Below are 16,036 nucleotides of genomic sequence, written 5' to 3'. Positions count from 1 at the left end.
CTATTTCTTCATTTTATTGCTTTGCTCGTTTGTCGTTCGTGATTGAGTCGGACGTTTGCCCATCATCCAGAAGGGGCCGCGGATAAAAATATCCTTCCAATCGCTCGGTTTGATTGGGGCGGCCGGAATCGTATAGGGAGCCCCCAGACTGGTCAGCTTCGAGATATGAATGATGATTATCGCGAGTCCGGCGATAAAGCCGAAGTTGCCCAGCGTTCCGGCCAGAATAATGAGTCCGAAGCGAAACAAGCGAATCGCTCCGCTCATGGTGTAGCTGGGGATGACGAATGAGGCGATCGCCGACATCGCCACGGAAATGATCAGAATGTTGCTCGTGAAGCCGGCGTCGACGGCAGCGGTTCCGATCACGATACCGCCGACGATCCCGATCGTCTGCCCGATTTTGGAGGGAAGCCGGGCTCCCGCCTCGCGAAGCAGCTCAAGCGTAAGCTCCATGATCAAGGCCTCGAAAATAGGAGGGAACGGCACATGGCTGCGCGATTCCGTTAGAGAGGCCAGCAAATTTTGCGGGATCATCTCATAATGGTATGTCGTAATGGAAACATACAGGGCAGTCAGGGATAAGGTAATGATAAAAGCGGTATACCGCAGAACTCTCAGAAACGTGCCGACCGCCCAGCGGCTGTAGTAGTCGTCCGGCGACGTAAAAAATTCGAAAAACGAAGTTGGGCCGATAATGATGGACGGACTTTGGTCCATAATGGCAACGACCCGGCCCTCGTTCAGTTTGGAGACGGTCAGATCGGGACGTTCCGAGGTCAGAAATTGCGGGAATAACGCATTCGGATGTTCTTCAATCATTTGCACCAGCATGGACCCGTCAAAAATGCCGCTGTATTCGATATCTTCGATCCGTTCGACCATTTTTTTGACGTATTCCTTATTGACGAGCTCATCAATATAAACTACGCAAACTCTTGATTTGAAAATTTCGCCGACCATGAGTTCAATAACCTTCAGCTTATTGCTCCGGATTTTGCGGCGGAGCAGGGAAAGGTTGCTTTCTATCGATTCGGTGAAAGCGTCATGGGGGCCGATCATGACCGATTCTGTCTGGGATTGTTCGATGGGACGCGTCTGTGGACCGTAGACCTGAACCAGAAAAACGCCATGCGGAGTAAAAAGAGCGATAGCGCCGCTTAAAATCCCTTTAACGGCATATTGAGTTTGGTCAACCGGTTCGAACTGGGACTGCTCCAGCAGATTTCCCAGATCTTCCGGGCTGATATTTTCCAGCGGCCGCAGCACGTCGCGCTCGAACATGGATGTGTCGACCAAATGGCCAAAATAGAGCAATTCCGTCTCTAAACCCGGAAATGATCTCCGGGTCAAATCCGCGCATTCCACAAATTTTTGCAGTACGCCGTCAAGGGAGAGCGGAGTATCCGATTGCTGCTCGGAGACGTCTTGTTCTCTTTGCTGATTTTGCGAAGTATTGTTAGAAAAAAAGCGGACGAGATTTTGGAAGAACATCATCGATTTCTCCTGGAAGTATTTTGTTCTATTGTGCGTATCTGCCATAAAACTATGCAGGCTGGAATCAGTAAAAAAAACCAGAGCATATCCGGTAAAGAGTATAGGATTGCCCTTTCTTGAGCATAGCGTACACGTGATGGAGTAACTTGTTGGCGCAAGCGATCACGGCTACTTTATGGGGCTTTCCTTCACTCTTTTTTCTGTCGTAATACTCTCTGATTCGGGGACTCAGTGTTCCTCGAAGCCCACACGTCACCGCCAAATACATCGCTCGTCGCAGTCGTTTGGAGCCTCGTTTCGTGAACTTATTCTGAGTGGTCACAAACTTTCCTGAACTGAAGACGCTTGGATCGATTCCGGCGTAGGCCACCAGTTGTATGGGACGATGAAACTGTGAGGACGGTTATTAAAAAAGACCAACCCAGCAATCTCTGGTTGGCCTAGTAATACGAAGAGGGTGTTCCAAAAGTCATCTAAGATGGTTTTTGGAACACCCTGTAAAACTTATCATAATAACAGAGCAGAAAAACTCTGCCAGATCGTTGCCAGGTACCGAAAAAGACTTCGAGGATTTGCGTTGGTACAAATGATCTGATCTGGTCACCGACGTCCCCCAAACGCCGGATCCCTCCGACACTTAAAATAGCGGTTTTATATGGCCTTATATCCACTGGAGTGGCCTCATTCTGAATGAATAGCGCCGTTTTATGGCCTTATTTCTTCAGAAGAGTTCCTTTTTTCCTTGATTTTGGACATTTTGCCGGAAATAAAACCATTTTGTACCGCTATTTTCAGGAAAATGCGGCTTCGGAGTAAAATAAGGCCATTTTATGCCGCTATTCGAGACATCGCCGTTGACATGAGCGGAAGGTTAGCCCAGAAGAAGCTTCTTCAGCCCGGCGTAGCTTTCCGCCCGTTCGTGAGGGCGATGCTCCGATTCAGGCTCCACTCCGCGGTGATTGAACCACAGCACCCGCCAGCCTGCCGCAGCCGCGCCGACGACATCGTTCCGCCAGGAATCGCCGATGTAGCAGCAGGCTTCCGGAGGCAGTCCAAGCCGGTCCGCGACATGGTCAAACAACCTCCGGTCCGGCTTCGTCATCCCGACGGCGCCCGAAATAAAGACAAGTTCGGGCTCTATGAAGCGGTCGACGCCAAGGGCTCGGATCTTGTTCCATTGGTGATCGGGAGGGCCGTTAGTAATGAGTCCGACGAGAAGCCCGCGCTCTTTCAGTTCAAGGATCAGCTCTGTTGCTCCGGCAAACGGTTCGATTTCAAACTGGCTGCCAAGATAAGCATCCTGGAGGCGAGCCGCTTGCTCGTGACTTACCGAAATCCCAAACTCGGCAAGAGACCGCACGAAACGCCCGGTCCGCATCTCTTCAAGTTCCCGGCCATGCGTTGGCGTTCCTCCGGCCTCTGCGGACAGGTGATCGCTATAGTAGCGCATCCGGTGGTAAGCTGCTTCATAAGGGAAGCCGGACTGATCCCCCAACACCGCTTCCAGCGCTTTTTGAAAAGGCTGCAAATGATCGTAAAGCGTATCGTCAACATCAAAAAAGACGGCTTTTTTTGATTCGGAAATTTTCATCGTAAGTTATATCTCCCTCCAGGTGCAACGGCGTCTCTTTTAGTTTCTGTATCAGTTTCGCCGCTTGCTCTATGGAACATTATATCGGCATCGGCTATAGTTATCATAGAGGCGGCGAAAAAAAAGGCCGTTTTGATCAGGAATGGCAGATTGGTTCGGAAAGGTGATTGAAACGAGCGTGAAGAGATCCAGAAGATGGTTCACCTTAAGAAATCAAATTTTCGTCGGATTTATGCTGGCGATGGTGCTGGTTCTGACGATAGCGAGCGTGCTTACGTATTCGACCGTATCGGCCCTGCTCGAGAACAATGCACAGAAACATATCGGACAGACCGCTCTTCAGGCCAACGGACGGGTTGATGCGTTAATCGGGCAGATCAATTCCCTTACGATTCAGATCGTCACGAACGAATATGTTCAGGGCATGCTGGCAAACGAAGTAGAGGGAAAAGAAACGCCGTTTAGCCGCCGCCAGTCGCTTCTCTCGATTCTCGGCAATTTTCAATCTTATCTGACCGGCATCAAATCCCTCGAATTGTATACCACGGATTATCGGCGGCTGTTTCCGCTTAATGAAACCCGTCTGAACGATACGGTTGATTCCAAATGGATTTCTCAGGCCGATCAGGGCAGAGGGGCGCTTGTCTGGATCGGCATCGATCCCAGGGATCCGAACACCGTCCTTGCTTTGCGCCGCGTCAGTCTGATGGATCACTGGTTTTCCCCAGGCGGGTATTTAATGGCCCGTATCGACCGGAGTTATTTTCAAATTCAGGAGCAACAGAGCAATAACGGCGGAGAATACATGCTGCTGGTGGATGGCAATCAGCGTCAGGTCGCCACGAATTTCAACGGGGTTCTGAATTTGCCCGAGCTGCTTAATAACAAAGGAAAAAACATATCCATCAGCGGGAAAGAGTACATCGAAGTGAAGCAGAGTTCCGAACGAACCGGGTGGACGCTGATTTCGTTCACGCCGGTGAGCTACGCAACCAGCGGCATATCGGTGCTGCGTACGGCAGTGCTTGTATCCGGGCTGATTGGAGCGCTACTGTTTCTGATCATGTCTTTTTTGTTGTCGACGACGATTACAAGGCCGATATTCAAATTGATCAAGGCTATGCGTGGAGCGCGATTCGGCGTTTTGAAGTCTAATCCCATGTTCTCCAATACGATGGAGATCAATGAGCTGAACAATTCGTATAATCAGATGGTCGACAATATGAATGAGCTGATCCGCGTGGTTTACGAAAAAGAAATTTTGCAGAGCCGCACCGAACTCAAGGCGCTTCAGGCGCAGATCAATCCGCATTTCCTGTTCAACACTTTGGAAGCGTTCTATTGGTCGCTTGAGGACAAAGGCGAAGAGGAATTGGCCAACCTTGTCGTTGGCATGTCGAGCCTGTTCAGATATAGTATCAGCAGCACGAATCAAGATGAATGGGTTACGATCGAAGATGAATTGGAGCATGTGGAGAGGTATTTGCGACTGATGGGAATTCGGCTCGGAGAACGGCTGACTTGGGTCATCGACGCTTCGAATTACCGGCATGTCAAAATACCGAAACTATTGATACAGCCGTTAGTCGAAAATGCCATCCTGCACGGGGTGGAAAATAAAATCGGCTCGGGGATGGTCACGGTCCGCGTGACGGACTCGGAACGGGAAGGTTACGTTATGGTCATCGTTCAGGACAACGGGCCAGGCATGGATGACGATACGCTTCGCTCCTTGCAGCGGGCGATGGATGGAGGACCGGCTATCTCTTCCAAAGGAACCGGGGTTGGCATTGTCAATGTTCAGCGGCGTCTGAAACTTTACTTCGATCACGCGGGGGGACCGGAACAAGGACTTAAGGTCGCCAGCCGTCCGGGTGAAGGAACGATCGTTAGTTTTGAAATACCGATCGAATATGAAGGAGAGACACGAGCATGATTCATCATTCCAAAACCATTCTCATTGTCGAAGATGAGCAAAGAACGAGACAGGGCTTTACCAAAACTCTGGAGGCATGGTCTGCCGGGCGTTACCGGATTGTGGCCGCGGAAAGCGGCATTGAAGCGCTGGAATGGCTCGAAAATCATGTCGCTCATCTGCTGATTACCGATATCCGCATGCCGGAAATCAGCGGCCTTGAGCTGATCGAAATGCAGCAGCGGAACAAGCAATTCAAGCCGGTAGCCATCGTGATTTCGGGATATCCCGAATTCGATTATGCCCAAAGAGCCATGCAGCTTGGCGTCGTCAATTATTTGCTGAAGCCGGTCGATAAGCATAAGCTGGTCAACGCGGTTGAACAGGCGCTGCAGGTCGAGAATGGGCGGCACCGGATCGAAACGATGGAGAAACTGGTCGACCAGCGGCTGCTGGAAACGAAAGAAACCGACACGCGGTACAACGCTTCGATTCGCGAAGCTCTTGCCTATCTGGACGAGCATTTGGAGGAGCCGATTACGATGCGCCAGGTTGCCGACAAGCTCCATTTGAATCCGAGCTATTTCAGCGTGTTGTTCAAAGAGCAGACGGATATGACCTTCAGCGAATACATCAGCCGGCTTCGCATTCTTAGAGCCAAGGAGCTGCTGCTTCGGACGACGTTATCCATTGCGGATATCGCGGAAAGGGTCGGCTATCAAAGCGACAAATATTTCATTAAAGTATTCAAGACGTTTGAGGGAACAAGCCCCAGCAAATACAGAAGCCAAGTTAAGGACGACGAGGATGATCCCGCTTCCCCAAGACCCAAAAATCGTTGAATTTTATCTAATGAGCGTGAGCTTATAAACCCCAAACCCGGATGATAGAATGAATTAAAGCGGTTACAAAAAGTCGTCAACTTAGATAGGGGGATGCAGCAATGTCCAGGAAAAAGTCAGCCTTAGGTTTTCTGGCTGCGCTTTCAATGCTGCTTGTTTTGGCAGGATGCGGCGGCGGAAATTCGAATAACGCAGGGGACAACGAAGTGAACCCGGCAGCCGGGGAAAAAGTCACGATTAAATTCATGCACCTTTGGCCTCCGGGAAGTTCGGTACAGCAAAACAAGCTGGTCAACGAAATCATCGCCGATTATCAAAAAGAAAATCCTAATGTAACGGTCCAGCAGGAAGTGCTGGAAAACGAACAATATAAAAATAAACTCAAGATCCTGTCCGCCTCCAACGAACTTCCCGACGTGGGTGTCACTTGGGCTGCGGGATTTCTGGAACCCTACGTAAAAGGCGGGCTGTTTGCGCCGCTTGACGATTTGCTCGGCGGAAGCCTGAACGGAAAATTCGTTCCGGGTACAACCGAAGCTTATGCCATTGACGGCAAAACTTATGGTCTGCCCATCGAGCTTAACATTTCGCCTATCTACTACAATAAAGAAATGTTCAAAGAATTTAATCTGGAAGTTCCGCAGACGTACGATCAATTTCTGCACATCGTAAGAACGCTGTCGGATCACGGCTTGGCTCCAATTGCGCTCGGCAACAAAGACCGCTGGACGGGTTCCCTGTGGTATATGTATTTGGCCGACCGCCTCGGCGGACCGGAAACGCTGAAAAACGCGATCAACCGTACGGGGACGTTCGAAGATCCAAGCTTGATCCAGGCGGCGGCCGAAGTGCAAAAACTGGTGGATATGAACGCATTCAGTAAAGGCTTCAACGGTTTGTCCAACGATGAAGGCAAATCCGAATTCACGAACGGCAAAGCGGCGATGTACCTGATGGGAACCTGGGAAGTGCCGAACTTTACGACGAACCCCGACATTTCTCAAGGCTTCAAAGATAACGTCGGTTTCTTTAAGTTCCCGACCGTCGAAGGCGGCAAAGGAGACATCAACAGTTGGGTTGGCGGTCCCGGGGTAGGTTTGTTCATAGCACAAAACTCCAAGGTTCAAGACGAAGCCAAAAAATTCGTCGAATATTTCATTAACAAATGGGGAGCCGTTTCCGTGAACGAAGCGGGAGTTATCCCGGCAACGAAAGTGGATACTTCTGCCTCGGACCTTCCGCAAATGTATATCGACTTGCTTAACGAATTGAACAACGCCAGCAATCTGACCTTATTCGCCGACGTGCAAATGAAACCCAATGCGGCGCAGGTTCATTTGAACATGATTCAAGCTCTGTTCGGCAAAGCGGTAACGCCGGAAGAGTTCGCAAAGCAGCATGAAGCGATTCTTGCGAAGGGCGAATGAGCAGATTAACTCTGGTATAATAGCAAGTTATACAGCATTCGGGAGCATGCGGGAGGAACTATGCGGATTTAAGGGGTGCTTCGCCCTCCGGGGAAATAACCGCATTATCTCCGTCTATGCCCGGAAGTATCCGGTTTTTCCCTCCGGTCCGAACCTTTTATACTTAAAGAGATAAATAGATTCGGGGGAGTGGGCGAAAGTTGGCTGACGGAGCAACGTTGGAACATCGGAGCGAACTGTTGAAGCGGCGGATTGGCAAAATGATAGCAAGGGAAAATCAATACGGGCTGGGAGCCCAGGATCAGCGGCTGCTGCAGCGCTTTATCCGGGAGCTTTACCGGAACGAGCATGAGCGGAACACCAAGTCGGAGTAGGAGAACAAAAGCCGTTCACGCAAAAAAAAGATCGTCTTACAGGCCCGGAGGGGGTCTAACAGACGGTCTTTTTTTCATGAAGACGCATTAGCATCGTTCAGGCCACATATTTCGCGAGAGAAATCAGCGCCGTAATGGTAATAATGTTAAGCATCGTGGAAATCAATACGGTCTGGGAAGCGAAATCCGGCTCGTTTTCGTATTCTTCGGCAAGAATCGTGCTGTTTACGCCTGTAGGCATGCCGGAAGCAATCAGCAGCGCTTGAGCGGGAATGCCTTTAAGTCCAAGCAGCAGCACCAGCAGGAAGCCGATGGCCGGACCCGCCAGCAGACGAAGAATCACACTGACATAAACATCAAGCCGGTCAAGGCGAAGCGGGTATTTGACGATTTGCGCCCCCAAGGTAAGCAAGGCGATGCTGACCATGGAATCGGCGATATAGCCGAGCGGTTTGGATAAAAATAAGGGCAGCGGCAAATGCAGCACATGAAAACTCATGCCGAGGATCAGCGCATACGGAACAGGCATTTTCAGAAATCCGATCAGTGCGGCCTTGAGCGTGCCCCCGGATTTGGCCCGCTGCACGGACATCACGCCGTAGGTGAAGGTAACAAGGCTTTGAAAGGTCATGATCAGCGCTTGCATGGAAGCGGCCAAAGGATCGCCTTTAAAAGCGAGTTGATTGACCGGCAGTCCGTAATTCCCAGAGTTGTCCAGAATGAGGCTGTTGGTGAAGGCCGCTTTCATGCCGCGGCTGAATTTCATCCGATGGCCGACGATCGTGCTGACGCCATATAGCAGCAGTATGTACAGGACATAAAATAAGGTCACGTTTCCGAGCAGCTCGGGCGACATCTCCGAGTGGTACATGCTCATGAAAACGACCGCAGGCGTTACATAATAGAAATTGATTTTGGCGAGCGTGTACAAATCGAGTCGGAATGCCCGCTGCATCAGGGCTCCCAGTCCGATCAGCACAAAAATCGGCAGAACGACATCAAGCAAAATGTCGACGATCATTCGTGGTGTCACTTCCTTTTGACTAAGCTGCGTCTGCCGACCGGCAGTCCGCAGTTTATTATACCATGTCCGCCGCGCTTGGTTGACGAAGACTTTAATAGCTTTGTTACAATAGTGGTGACGTTAGATATAGAAAAGAGATAACTTGAAGGAGTTTTGGAGCAGATGGAGAGAAGCGGGAGCAAACCGGGCCGGCCGGTAAACCGGGTAGTGGCGGGATTGGAGCGCATTACCGCCCTTGAAGTTGAGTTGACCGCTTTTAATGCCCTGCGGTCGCTGAACATGCTGAATACAAAGTTGACCGTTACCAGGCTCGGCGAAACGATATTGCTTATGGATGCCGGATCGCCGAACTCCGAATATTATAACCGGATCGTGGGATTTGGTCCGGACGATCTGGAGCGTCTGGAAGAAATGCTGCGAAAGTATGAAGCCGAGCTTATTGTGCCCTGCTTTGACATGACGCCGGACCGTCAAACCTCAGACGTTGCCCGGGCGTTGTCGGCCCAAGGGTACATTCCCGGGCTGCAGCTTGGTTTTCTGCAAATGGAAATAGGGAGCGGCATGGATATTGCCTTCAGAGCCATACGCGCCAACAGGGAGGAGCCTGGCGCGGACCGGTTTCGGATCGTGGAGGTGACGCGGGATAACGCCCTTGAGTACATTGGGCTAATTGCCCGTTCTCATGGGGGCATGAATTATAACGACGAGATCATTGAGCGCAAAAGCTCTTATTTTTACCGTCCCGATTTCCGCAACTTTGTCGCTTACCGCGAAGGCCAACCTGCGGCGATTTGCTCGTTGTTTATCCGCGGGGACGAAGGATATGCCGCCAACGACTTCACGTTTCCGGGGTTCAGAGGAATGGGCTGCCAGTCCGCCCTGATCCGGCACCGGATTGAGATCGCACGGACGCTGGGACTGGTGAGAATTTACGCCGACGTGGAATTCGGTTCCGTCAGCCATAACAACATGCTGAAAGCCGGGTTTGCCAATGCCTTCGTCAATACCTTTTGGATGAAGGGGCCGTTTGCCGGATAAACGATTTTATTTGCGGGTAAGGGAACGCAGAGGATACTGCAGCAGCAATTGATTGAGCACCTCCGACAATACGAGTCCGATCGCAATCGAGCCTGAAATGAGAAGAGACTGGGCCGCGAGCTGCAGCGCCTGATTATACTCGTTTTCCACGAAGTTGCGCATGGCGTCATATGCCAAACCGCCGGGCACAAGCGGAATAATGCCCGAGACGCTGAAAATGATCACGGGTTTCTTGCAAAACCTTGCGAACAGCTGGCTGATGACGCCAACAAGAAACGTCGCAGCAACCGTAGAAAAAATGAGATCATATTTCAGGTCCAGCAAGCAATAAGCTGCCCAGCCGACCATGCCTGAGATTCCGCACTGCAGCAAGGTGCGCTTCGGGGCGTTGAACAAAATGCCGAAAGCCGCCGAAGCGATAAAGCTGATAACCAGTTGAAATGTAAGTATCATGGAGTTTCTTCTCCTTCCTTGGAATCAGAACAACGTAAATACAACTGCAATGCCGGCTCCGATGGCGAAGGCGGTCAGAAAGGCCTCGGCGCCCCGGGATAACCCCGACACAAGATGGCCGGCCATCAAATCCCTGACCGCGTTGGTGATCAAGAGACCCGGCACAAGCGGCATCACCGAGCCGATAATAATTTTGTCCATTTCCGTGCCGATACCGGCGGAGACGAGCAGGGCAGCCAATAGGCCGACTATAAAAGAAGCGGTGAATTCCGCAAAAAATTTCACTTTGACCAAACGTTGGAACAACAGCAGCGCCGCGAAGCCGGCTCCTCCGGAAACGATCCCCGGAACAAAATCGGACAACCCGCCCCGGAACATCATAGTGAAGCAGCCGCTGGCAATCGCTGCGGCAAGGATTTGAAGGGCAAGCGGGTAAGCGTGCTTGGCTTCCTCAATTTCGATTAGCAAAGCATGAGCTTCGGAAGCGCTCAAATGTCCGTCCGCCAGCTTCCGGGAAATATCGTTGACGGTCGACACCTTTTCCAAATCGGTCGTCCGGGTGTCAATCCGAATCAGCTTGGCCGACATCATCTCTCCGGACTGGAAGACAATCCCCGTCGGTGTTACGTAGCTCTGCGAAGCTACTAATCCCAGCGCCCGGGCCATCCGGTTCATGGTATCCTCGACGCGGTATGTTTCCGCCCCGCTCTGCAGCATAATTTTTCCTGCCAAAAGGCACACCTGAGTAGGCTCCTGTGCACCGACCGCAGCCTCGTTTCCCATCCGTTTGCCACCCTTTCAATGCTTGTTCAAGCCCATTATAGCATGGGATAAAGAGGTGAAGAACCCGGTCAACCGGGATAAACGATATATTGCTCTCAGGGGAATGCGAAAAATGTCGAAAATAATCGAAAATTAGCATAAAATCACAACCGTATTTCCTATTATGTGATATGCTAACACTGTTGACGAATAGAACCCAAACAGTCTTACATACATTGCGAGGTCATCCTTTATGTTCCAAAGCTTGATCAACAATTTTACACTCCTGACGACGTTTATATTTTTTGGCTATATGCTCAAGAGTAAATATCTGACCAACTTTGAAATGCAAAAAACCGGCCCTCGGATGATCATAGGGCTGGCGCTTGGGTTGCTCGGCCTTGCCTTGATGTATTATTCGTTTCCCATCAATCCGTATGTAGCTGCCGATTTCCGTCAGCTGCCGATTCTGGTTTCCGTGTATCTTGGCGGAGGATTGTCCGGGGCGGTGTCCACCATAATTATTGCCGTATTCCGCTTGTATTTTATCCAGGATTTGGGACTCGGATCCGAACTGGGCGTCTTTCATGTCATTGCGACATTTATCATCGCCATGATCTTGCTTCGCGGACGGAAGCTGTCCCTGCAAAGATGGACGCTTGCTTTGGCATTGTCCGTTCTGGTCTCGATGTTAAAGTATTCGATCCTGCTTGAGGAGAGCCGCTGGCAAACCATCGGTCTTTACAGCGTGTTGTATATCGTGGGCGGTATTTTTACGTTCTCCATGCTGCATTATTTATGGAAATCGGACGACTCGATCCGATCGATGATTGAAGCGGCTAATCGGGATTTTTTGACCAGCCTGTACAATACCAGAGCGTTTGAAGTGATGATGGAGCGGAAAATCGCGTCCTCGGACCGAGACAACGTTCCTTTTACGCTGCTCATGGTGGACATCGATCACTTTAAACAGGTCAACGATTCTTACGGCCACCCGGCCGGCGATGCGGTGCTGCTTCAGTTTGCCGATCTGCTCAGGGATACGTTCCGTCCGGGAGACCACATTGTCCGCAAAGGCGGAGAAGAGTTCGTCATCATCGTGGATCATTGCGATAAGGAAAAAATTCTTAAAATTGCCGAGCGGCTCAGAAGAGATGTGGAGAACCACGAATTTATTCTTCCGAGCGGAGCCTTGCTGAAGCTTACGATATCGGCAGGCAGCGCAACCTATCCCGATATCGGTCAGGATGAGCTGATCGATAAGGCGGATCAAGCTCTTTATCAGGCCAAAGAGGGCGGAAGGAACCTGGTATGCAGAGCCCTATCTTAAGTGTGCGAAAATAGTAAGATTTCCCTGCCCATTCTGCTACTTCTGTGTATAAACATGGTTCGACAGTAGTCGACAATAATAATATAATTATTTCTCATAAATATATAAGGAGATAGGGTGAAGCCGTATGGGAAAAAAACTGTCGTTAACGATCCGAAAACGGATGATCATTTCTTATTTGATCGTTCTGCTGGTTCCAAGTTTGATTATTGCCGGAATTACATATTCGAAAGCCAGCAGTCAGGTAGAGAATGAGCTGATGGCCAGCGCGGACGAAAGCGTGAATTCGGCCGATTCGATCGTCACTCAGAGCATCGAAAATAAAATTGTCGATATGGAATACTATGGTTCGAATACGACTTCGGACAGCGTCAATCAGGAGCTCGCCAATGGGGGGAGCGCCGTTAAAGAGAAATTCCAGCAGTACTTGGCGATACATAAGGATGTCATCAATTTATATGTAGGAACAAGCACAGGTAAAATTTTGCTCGGTGCCGATGAGGAAATTCCCGACGGCTTTGATCCGCGGGTAAGAGACTGGTATACGCTTGCCGAGAAGCAGCCGGATAAAGCCGTGATTTCTCCGGTGTACGTCTCCATTGACGGAAACCCGGTAGTGTCGATTTCGAAGATGCTTCCGGACGGACAAGGCGTTATCGCAATTGATCTGGATCTGTCCGGCGTGTCCAAAATGACCAATATGAAAGTCGGAGAAGACGGCTATATTTTGATTTTGGATGCCAGCAAGAAGCTTTTGGTGCATCCGACCGGCAAAATCGGCGAAGAGTCCAAAGAGGAATTTGTGAAGCCGATGTTTGAGGGCGACAAAGGAACTTTCGACTATAAGTCCCAAGGCGAAGCATTCAAGATGGCTTTTCAGAAAAATGAACTGACCGGTTGGAGAATCGGCGGGACAATCAGCGAAAGCGAAGTCGCCAAGGAAACCGAAGGAATCCGGAATACGGCGATCATTGTTGTGATAGTCTCTCTGCTGGCTGCGTCCGTTATCGTGTACATGAATGTACGTTCGGTAGTAACTCCTCTGCGCCGTTTGAAGCGTGCCACCACGGTTCTCGGAGAGGGCGATCTGACGGAGCGTCTGGATCAATTCCGCAATGATGAAATCGGAGAGCTTGCCGCCAACTTCCAGCTTATGGTGGACAACCTCCGAGCCATGGTTCTGGGCGTTGGAGAAATGACCGAAAACGTATCCGCCTCGGCGGAGGAATTGTCGGCCGGCGCGGAACAAACGACCAAAGCGATTGAACATGTGACGGTAGCGATTCAGGAGGTCGCCGTCGGCAGCGAGCGTCAACTGCAAAGCGTGGAAGGCGGCATGAACAGCGTGGATGCCATGACCCGCAAAGTTGACTTCATCGCCGGACATATGGAGCAAATGAAGCAAACGATGTCGGACGCGGCGGATTCCGCCAATCAAGGGGCGGAACTGGTGAGCGGGGTAGAGCAAAATATCCGCGGTATTCACGTTTCCGTCGAAGAACTCTCCGAAGTGATCCATACGCTGAACGAACGGGCGGAGCATATCGGGAATATCGTCGGCGTAATGTCGGGCATCGCGCAGCAAACGAACCTGCTCGCGCTGAACGCATCCATTGAAGCGGCGCGTGCGGGCGAAGAAGGAAAAGGCTTTGCGGTTGTTGCCGCCGAGGTTCGGAAGCTTGCCGAGGGTTCCGGGGAATCCGCGAATCGGATCAAAGAAATGATCGGACAAATTCAAGAGGAAATGAAGCTTGCTTCGGGCACTATGGAAGATGTGAAGGGGAAAGTGACCGAGGGCATCATCGTTGTGGATCAATCCGGCAAGTCGTTTGGCTCCATTCGCGAATCCGTCGTTGGCGCGGCCGAAATTGCGGACAGAGCGGCGGCAACCATGAAGGAGGCCGCTCAGGAGGCGGGTGTCGTAGAAGAGTCTATTAAGCATATCCGCGGCCTTTCCGAGGATGCAGCCGGAAATACGCAGACCATTTCCGCGGCAGCGGAAGAGCAGTTGGCTTCCGTGGAAGAGATCGCATCTTCTTCCGCAGACCTTAGCAAAATGGCCGAGCAGCTTCAGAAACTGGTAGGCCGATTCAAAGTTCATAAGGATCAAGCTTAAAATAGCCACCCAATAAAAAACATAAGGCGCTGTTTCCGTCAACCGGATTGACCGGCAGGGAGCAGCGCCTTATATTGCCGTAAAGCCGAATTATTCTTCTCCGTCGTAGCCGTTTAACAAATCCGTCCCATGCATCATATCAATAGCGTCCGGATCCGGGGCAGCGGGATCCACGGGGGAATCCTCCTGAATTTCGTCCGCATCCGGGACATCCTGCAGTTCTTCCGGCTGCGCGGATTCCTTCATATCCATGTCCATACGATCATTCCTTTCACTGATGCCTTGCGCGACGGCCGTATCATGCGGGAGCAAATCGTCCCCGGGAATATCGTTCTCAGGGCGGTATTCTCGGAGCAGCTCGTATCTTTCAAATTCGAAATCCGCAGAGGTTTTGATTTCATCATCTTCGGGCATTGCTCCATTCAGCTCCTTATTATCGGGTTGTCACGCCTAACTTGGAGTTTTCCCAAAAAGCGGATATTCAATCGCACGCCTTCGGATTAACGCTGCCAATTCAATCAAACGGCATTGACTTCTTCCGGGTCGGCGTCTACAATTTGCATGAACCCCAGGCGATTGGAATAACCTCAGGAGGGGATGACATTGACAACGATCTACGATATTGCCAAATTAACCGGCTATTCGCCGACAACCGTCTCCAAGGTGTTTAACGGCTATCCGGATGTAAGCCCGAAGACTCGGCGCAAGATTTTGGATGCCGCCGAACAGCTCGGATACGTGCCAAACGCGCATGCGCGGACACTTACGACCAAACGCTCTTGGACGATTGGCGTTCTGTTCAGTGAACCGACGGGAGCCGGGGTTTTACATCCCTATTTTGGCGGCGTCATCGAGGGCTTCAAAAAGGTGGCAACGGCCAAGGGCTACGACCTGATGTTTATCACGAAAGATATCGGGGGGAAAAAAAGCAGCTATCTTGAGCACTGCAAAATTCGCAGCGTGGACGGCGTGGTCGCCATCTCCCCGGACGACAGCGATCCCCAATTCATCGAGCTTGCGGCGGCCGATCTTCCATGCATTATCCTTGACCGGGAATCGGATCAGAGCAGCACTATTTATTCGGATAATATCGCGGGAAGCATGCGGGCCGCCCTGCACTTGTACGAGCTGGGCCACCGGGATATCGCCCATATCGGAGGCGGGAATACGTTTGCCGGCGAGAAACGGCTGGAGGGGTATTTGCAGGCCATGAACAAGCTTGGACTGCCGGTCCGCCCGGATTATATCGTTCACGGGAGCTACGATAATCCCATAGACAGCGGAGGAATGGCGGCGGAGAAACTGTTGTCTGTGAAGCATCCGCCCACGGCCATTGTTTCGGCGGGGGATAATTTGGCTGTCGGGGCGATGATTACGATCAGGAAGCGAGGACTCAAAGTTCCCGAAGACATTTCGATTGTCGGATTCGACGATATAGAAATGGCGAAATTTTTAACTCCGGCGCTGACGACGATCCGTCAGAACACATATGCACTTGGCAGCAGAGCCGCCGACATGTTAATCTATACGATAGAGAGCGGAAGCGGCGAAGTTCGATCGGAAATGATCCCGGTCGATTTGATCGCCCGGCAATCCTGCCGCCATCTATGAAATATAGATTGGCTTTTGGGTAAAATCGAAACCGGTTTCGAAAAATGAAACTTGTT

Annotated in this window: 14 protein-coding genes and 1 pseudogene; 8 read left to right on the top strand and 7 right to left on the bottom strand. The window is 51.0% G+C overall.

Annotated elements, in window-relative coordinates:
- From ACI48K_RS01285 to ACI48K_RS01275, 3 genes and pseudogenes are all read right to left on the bottom strand, one after another.
- The gene (locus ACI48K_RS01285; RefSeq protein WP_475025747.1) at positions 1 to 1,497 is read right to left on the bottom strand and encodes a spore germination protein; all 1,497 of its coding nucleotides are present in this window, start codon (positions 1,495 to 1,497) and stop codon (positions 1 to 3) included.
- A gap of 64 nt (positions 1,498 to 1,561) precedes the next feature.
- Positions 1,562 to 1,891 (bottom strand): annotated as a pseudogene (locus tag ACI48K_RS01280) (transposase); the annotation flags it as partial.
- A 477-nt stretch (positions 1,892 to 2,368) separates the two neighbouring features.
- Complete coding sequence (locus tag ACI48K_RS01275; protein WP_475025746.1) at positions 2,369 to 3,088, bottom strand: HAD family hydrolase; 720 nt, start codon at positions 3,086 to 3,088, stop codon at positions 2,369 to 2,371.
- A gap of 178 nt (positions 3,089 to 3,266) precedes the next feature.
- Here ACI48K_RS01275 and ACI48K_RS01270 point away from each other — a divergent pair, with 178 nt between their 5' ends.
- From ACI48K_RS01270 to ACI48K_RS01255, 4 genes are all read left to right on the top strand, one after another.
- On the top strand, positions 3,267 to 5,024 hold the full coding sequence (locus tag ACI48K_RS01270; protein ID WP_475025745.1) for a cache domain-containing sensor histidine kinase: 1,758 nt from the start codon (positions 3,267 to 3,269) through the stop codon (positions 5,022 to 5,024).
- Positions 5,021 to 5,845: a response regulator transcription factor gene (locus tag ACI48K_RS01265; protein WP_475025744.1), complete on the top strand. Its 825-nt coding sequence runs from the start codon at positions 5,021 to 5,023 to the stop codon at positions 5,843 to 5,845. The genes ACI48K_RS01270 and ACI48K_RS01265 overlap by 4 nt, the downstream gene beginning before the upstream one ends.
- Before the next feature lie 101 nt (positions 5,846 to 5,946).
- Positions 5,947 to 7,272 carry an extracellular solute-binding protein gene (locus ACI48K_RS01260; protein WP_475025743.1) on the top strand — a complete coding sequence of 442 codons (1,326 nt, stop codon included), beginning with the start codon at positions 5,947 to 5,949 and terminating at the stop codon, positions 7,270 to 7,272.
- 200 nt (positions 7,273 to 7,472) lie between these two features.
- Complete coding sequence (locus tag ACI48K_RS01255) at positions 7,473 to 7,646, top strand: hypothetical protein (protein ID WP_475025742.1); 174 nt, start codon at positions 7,473 to 7,475, stop codon at positions 7,644 to 7,646.
- A gap of 97 nt (positions 7,647 to 7,743) precedes the next feature.
- Here ACI48K_RS01255 and ACI48K_RS01250 read toward each other — a convergent pair whose 3' ends face one another.
- Positions 7,744 to 8,667 (bottom strand): AEC family transporter, encoded by a 924-nt coding sequence (locus tag ACI48K_RS01250; protein WP_475025741.1) that lies wholly within the window; start codon positions 8,665 to 8,667, stop codon positions 7,744 to 7,746.
- 165 nt (positions 8,668 to 8,832) lie between these two features.
- On the opposite strand from ACI48K_RS01250, the gene ACI48K_RS01245 reads away from it, so the two are divergent.
- Entirely contained in the window at positions 8,833 to 9,708 is an 876-nt protein-coding gene (locus ACI48K_RS01245) for a GNAT family N-acetyltransferase (protein ID WP_475025740.1), read from the top strand.
- A gap of 6 nt (positions 9,709 to 9,714) precedes the next feature.
- Here ACI48K_RS01245 and ACI48K_RS01240 read toward each other — a convergent pair whose 3' ends face one another.
- Positions 9,715 to 10,161, bottom strand: coding sequence for a threonine/serine exporter family protein (locus ACI48K_RS01240; RefSeq protein ID WP_475025739.1), 447 nt, complete (start codon positions 10,159 to 10,161; stop codon positions 9,715 to 9,717).
- A gap of 24 nt (positions 10,162 to 10,185) precedes the next feature.
- Complete coding sequence (locus ACI48K_RS01235; protein ID WP_475025738.1) at positions 10,186 to 10,944, bottom strand: threonine/serine exporter family protein; 759 nt, start codon at positions 10,942 to 10,944, stop codon at positions 10,186 to 10,188.
- A 232-nt stretch (positions 10,945 to 11,176) separates the two neighbouring features.
- On the opposite strand from ACI48K_RS01235, the gene ACI48K_RS01230 reads away from it, so the two are divergent.
- Together ACI48K_RS01230 and ACI48K_RS01225 are read left to right on the top strand one after the other, a co-directional pair.
- Positions 11,177 to 12,253, top strand: a complete 1,077-nt coding sequence (locus tag ACI48K_RS01230) for a GGDEF domain-containing protein (protein ID WP_475025737.1) — start codon at positions 11,177 to 11,179, stop codon at positions 12,251 to 12,253.
- Positions 12,254 to 12,380: 127 nt separating this feature from the next.
- Positions 12,381 to 14,369 (top strand): methyl-accepting chemotaxis protein, encoded by a 1,989-nt coding sequence (locus tag ACI48K_RS01225; protein ID WP_475025736.1) that lies wholly within the window; start codon positions 12,381 to 12,383, stop codon positions 14,367 to 14,369.
- 90 nt (positions 14,370 to 14,459) lie between these two features.
- Here ACI48K_RS01225 and ACI48K_RS01220 read toward each other — a convergent pair whose 3' ends face one another.
- Complete coding sequence (locus ACI48K_RS01220; protein ID WP_475025735.1) at positions 14,460 to 14,783, bottom strand: hypothetical protein; 324 nt, start codon at positions 14,781 to 14,783, stop codon at positions 14,460 to 14,462.
- A gap of 189 nt (positions 14,784 to 14,972) precedes the next feature.
- Between ACI48K_RS01220 and ACI48K_RS01215 the strand changes: the two genes are divergently transcribed.
- Entirely contained in the window at positions 14,973 to 15,980 is a 1,008-nt protein-coding gene (locus tag ACI48K_RS01215; protein WP_475025734.1) for a LacI family DNA-binding transcriptional regulator, read from the top strand.
- Positions 15,981 to 16,036: the final 56 nt, after the last annotated feature.

This window comes from Paenibacillus terrisolis (genome assembly GCF_056171975.1).
This window is presented reverse-complemented; position numbering and strand designations above follow the sequence as displayed.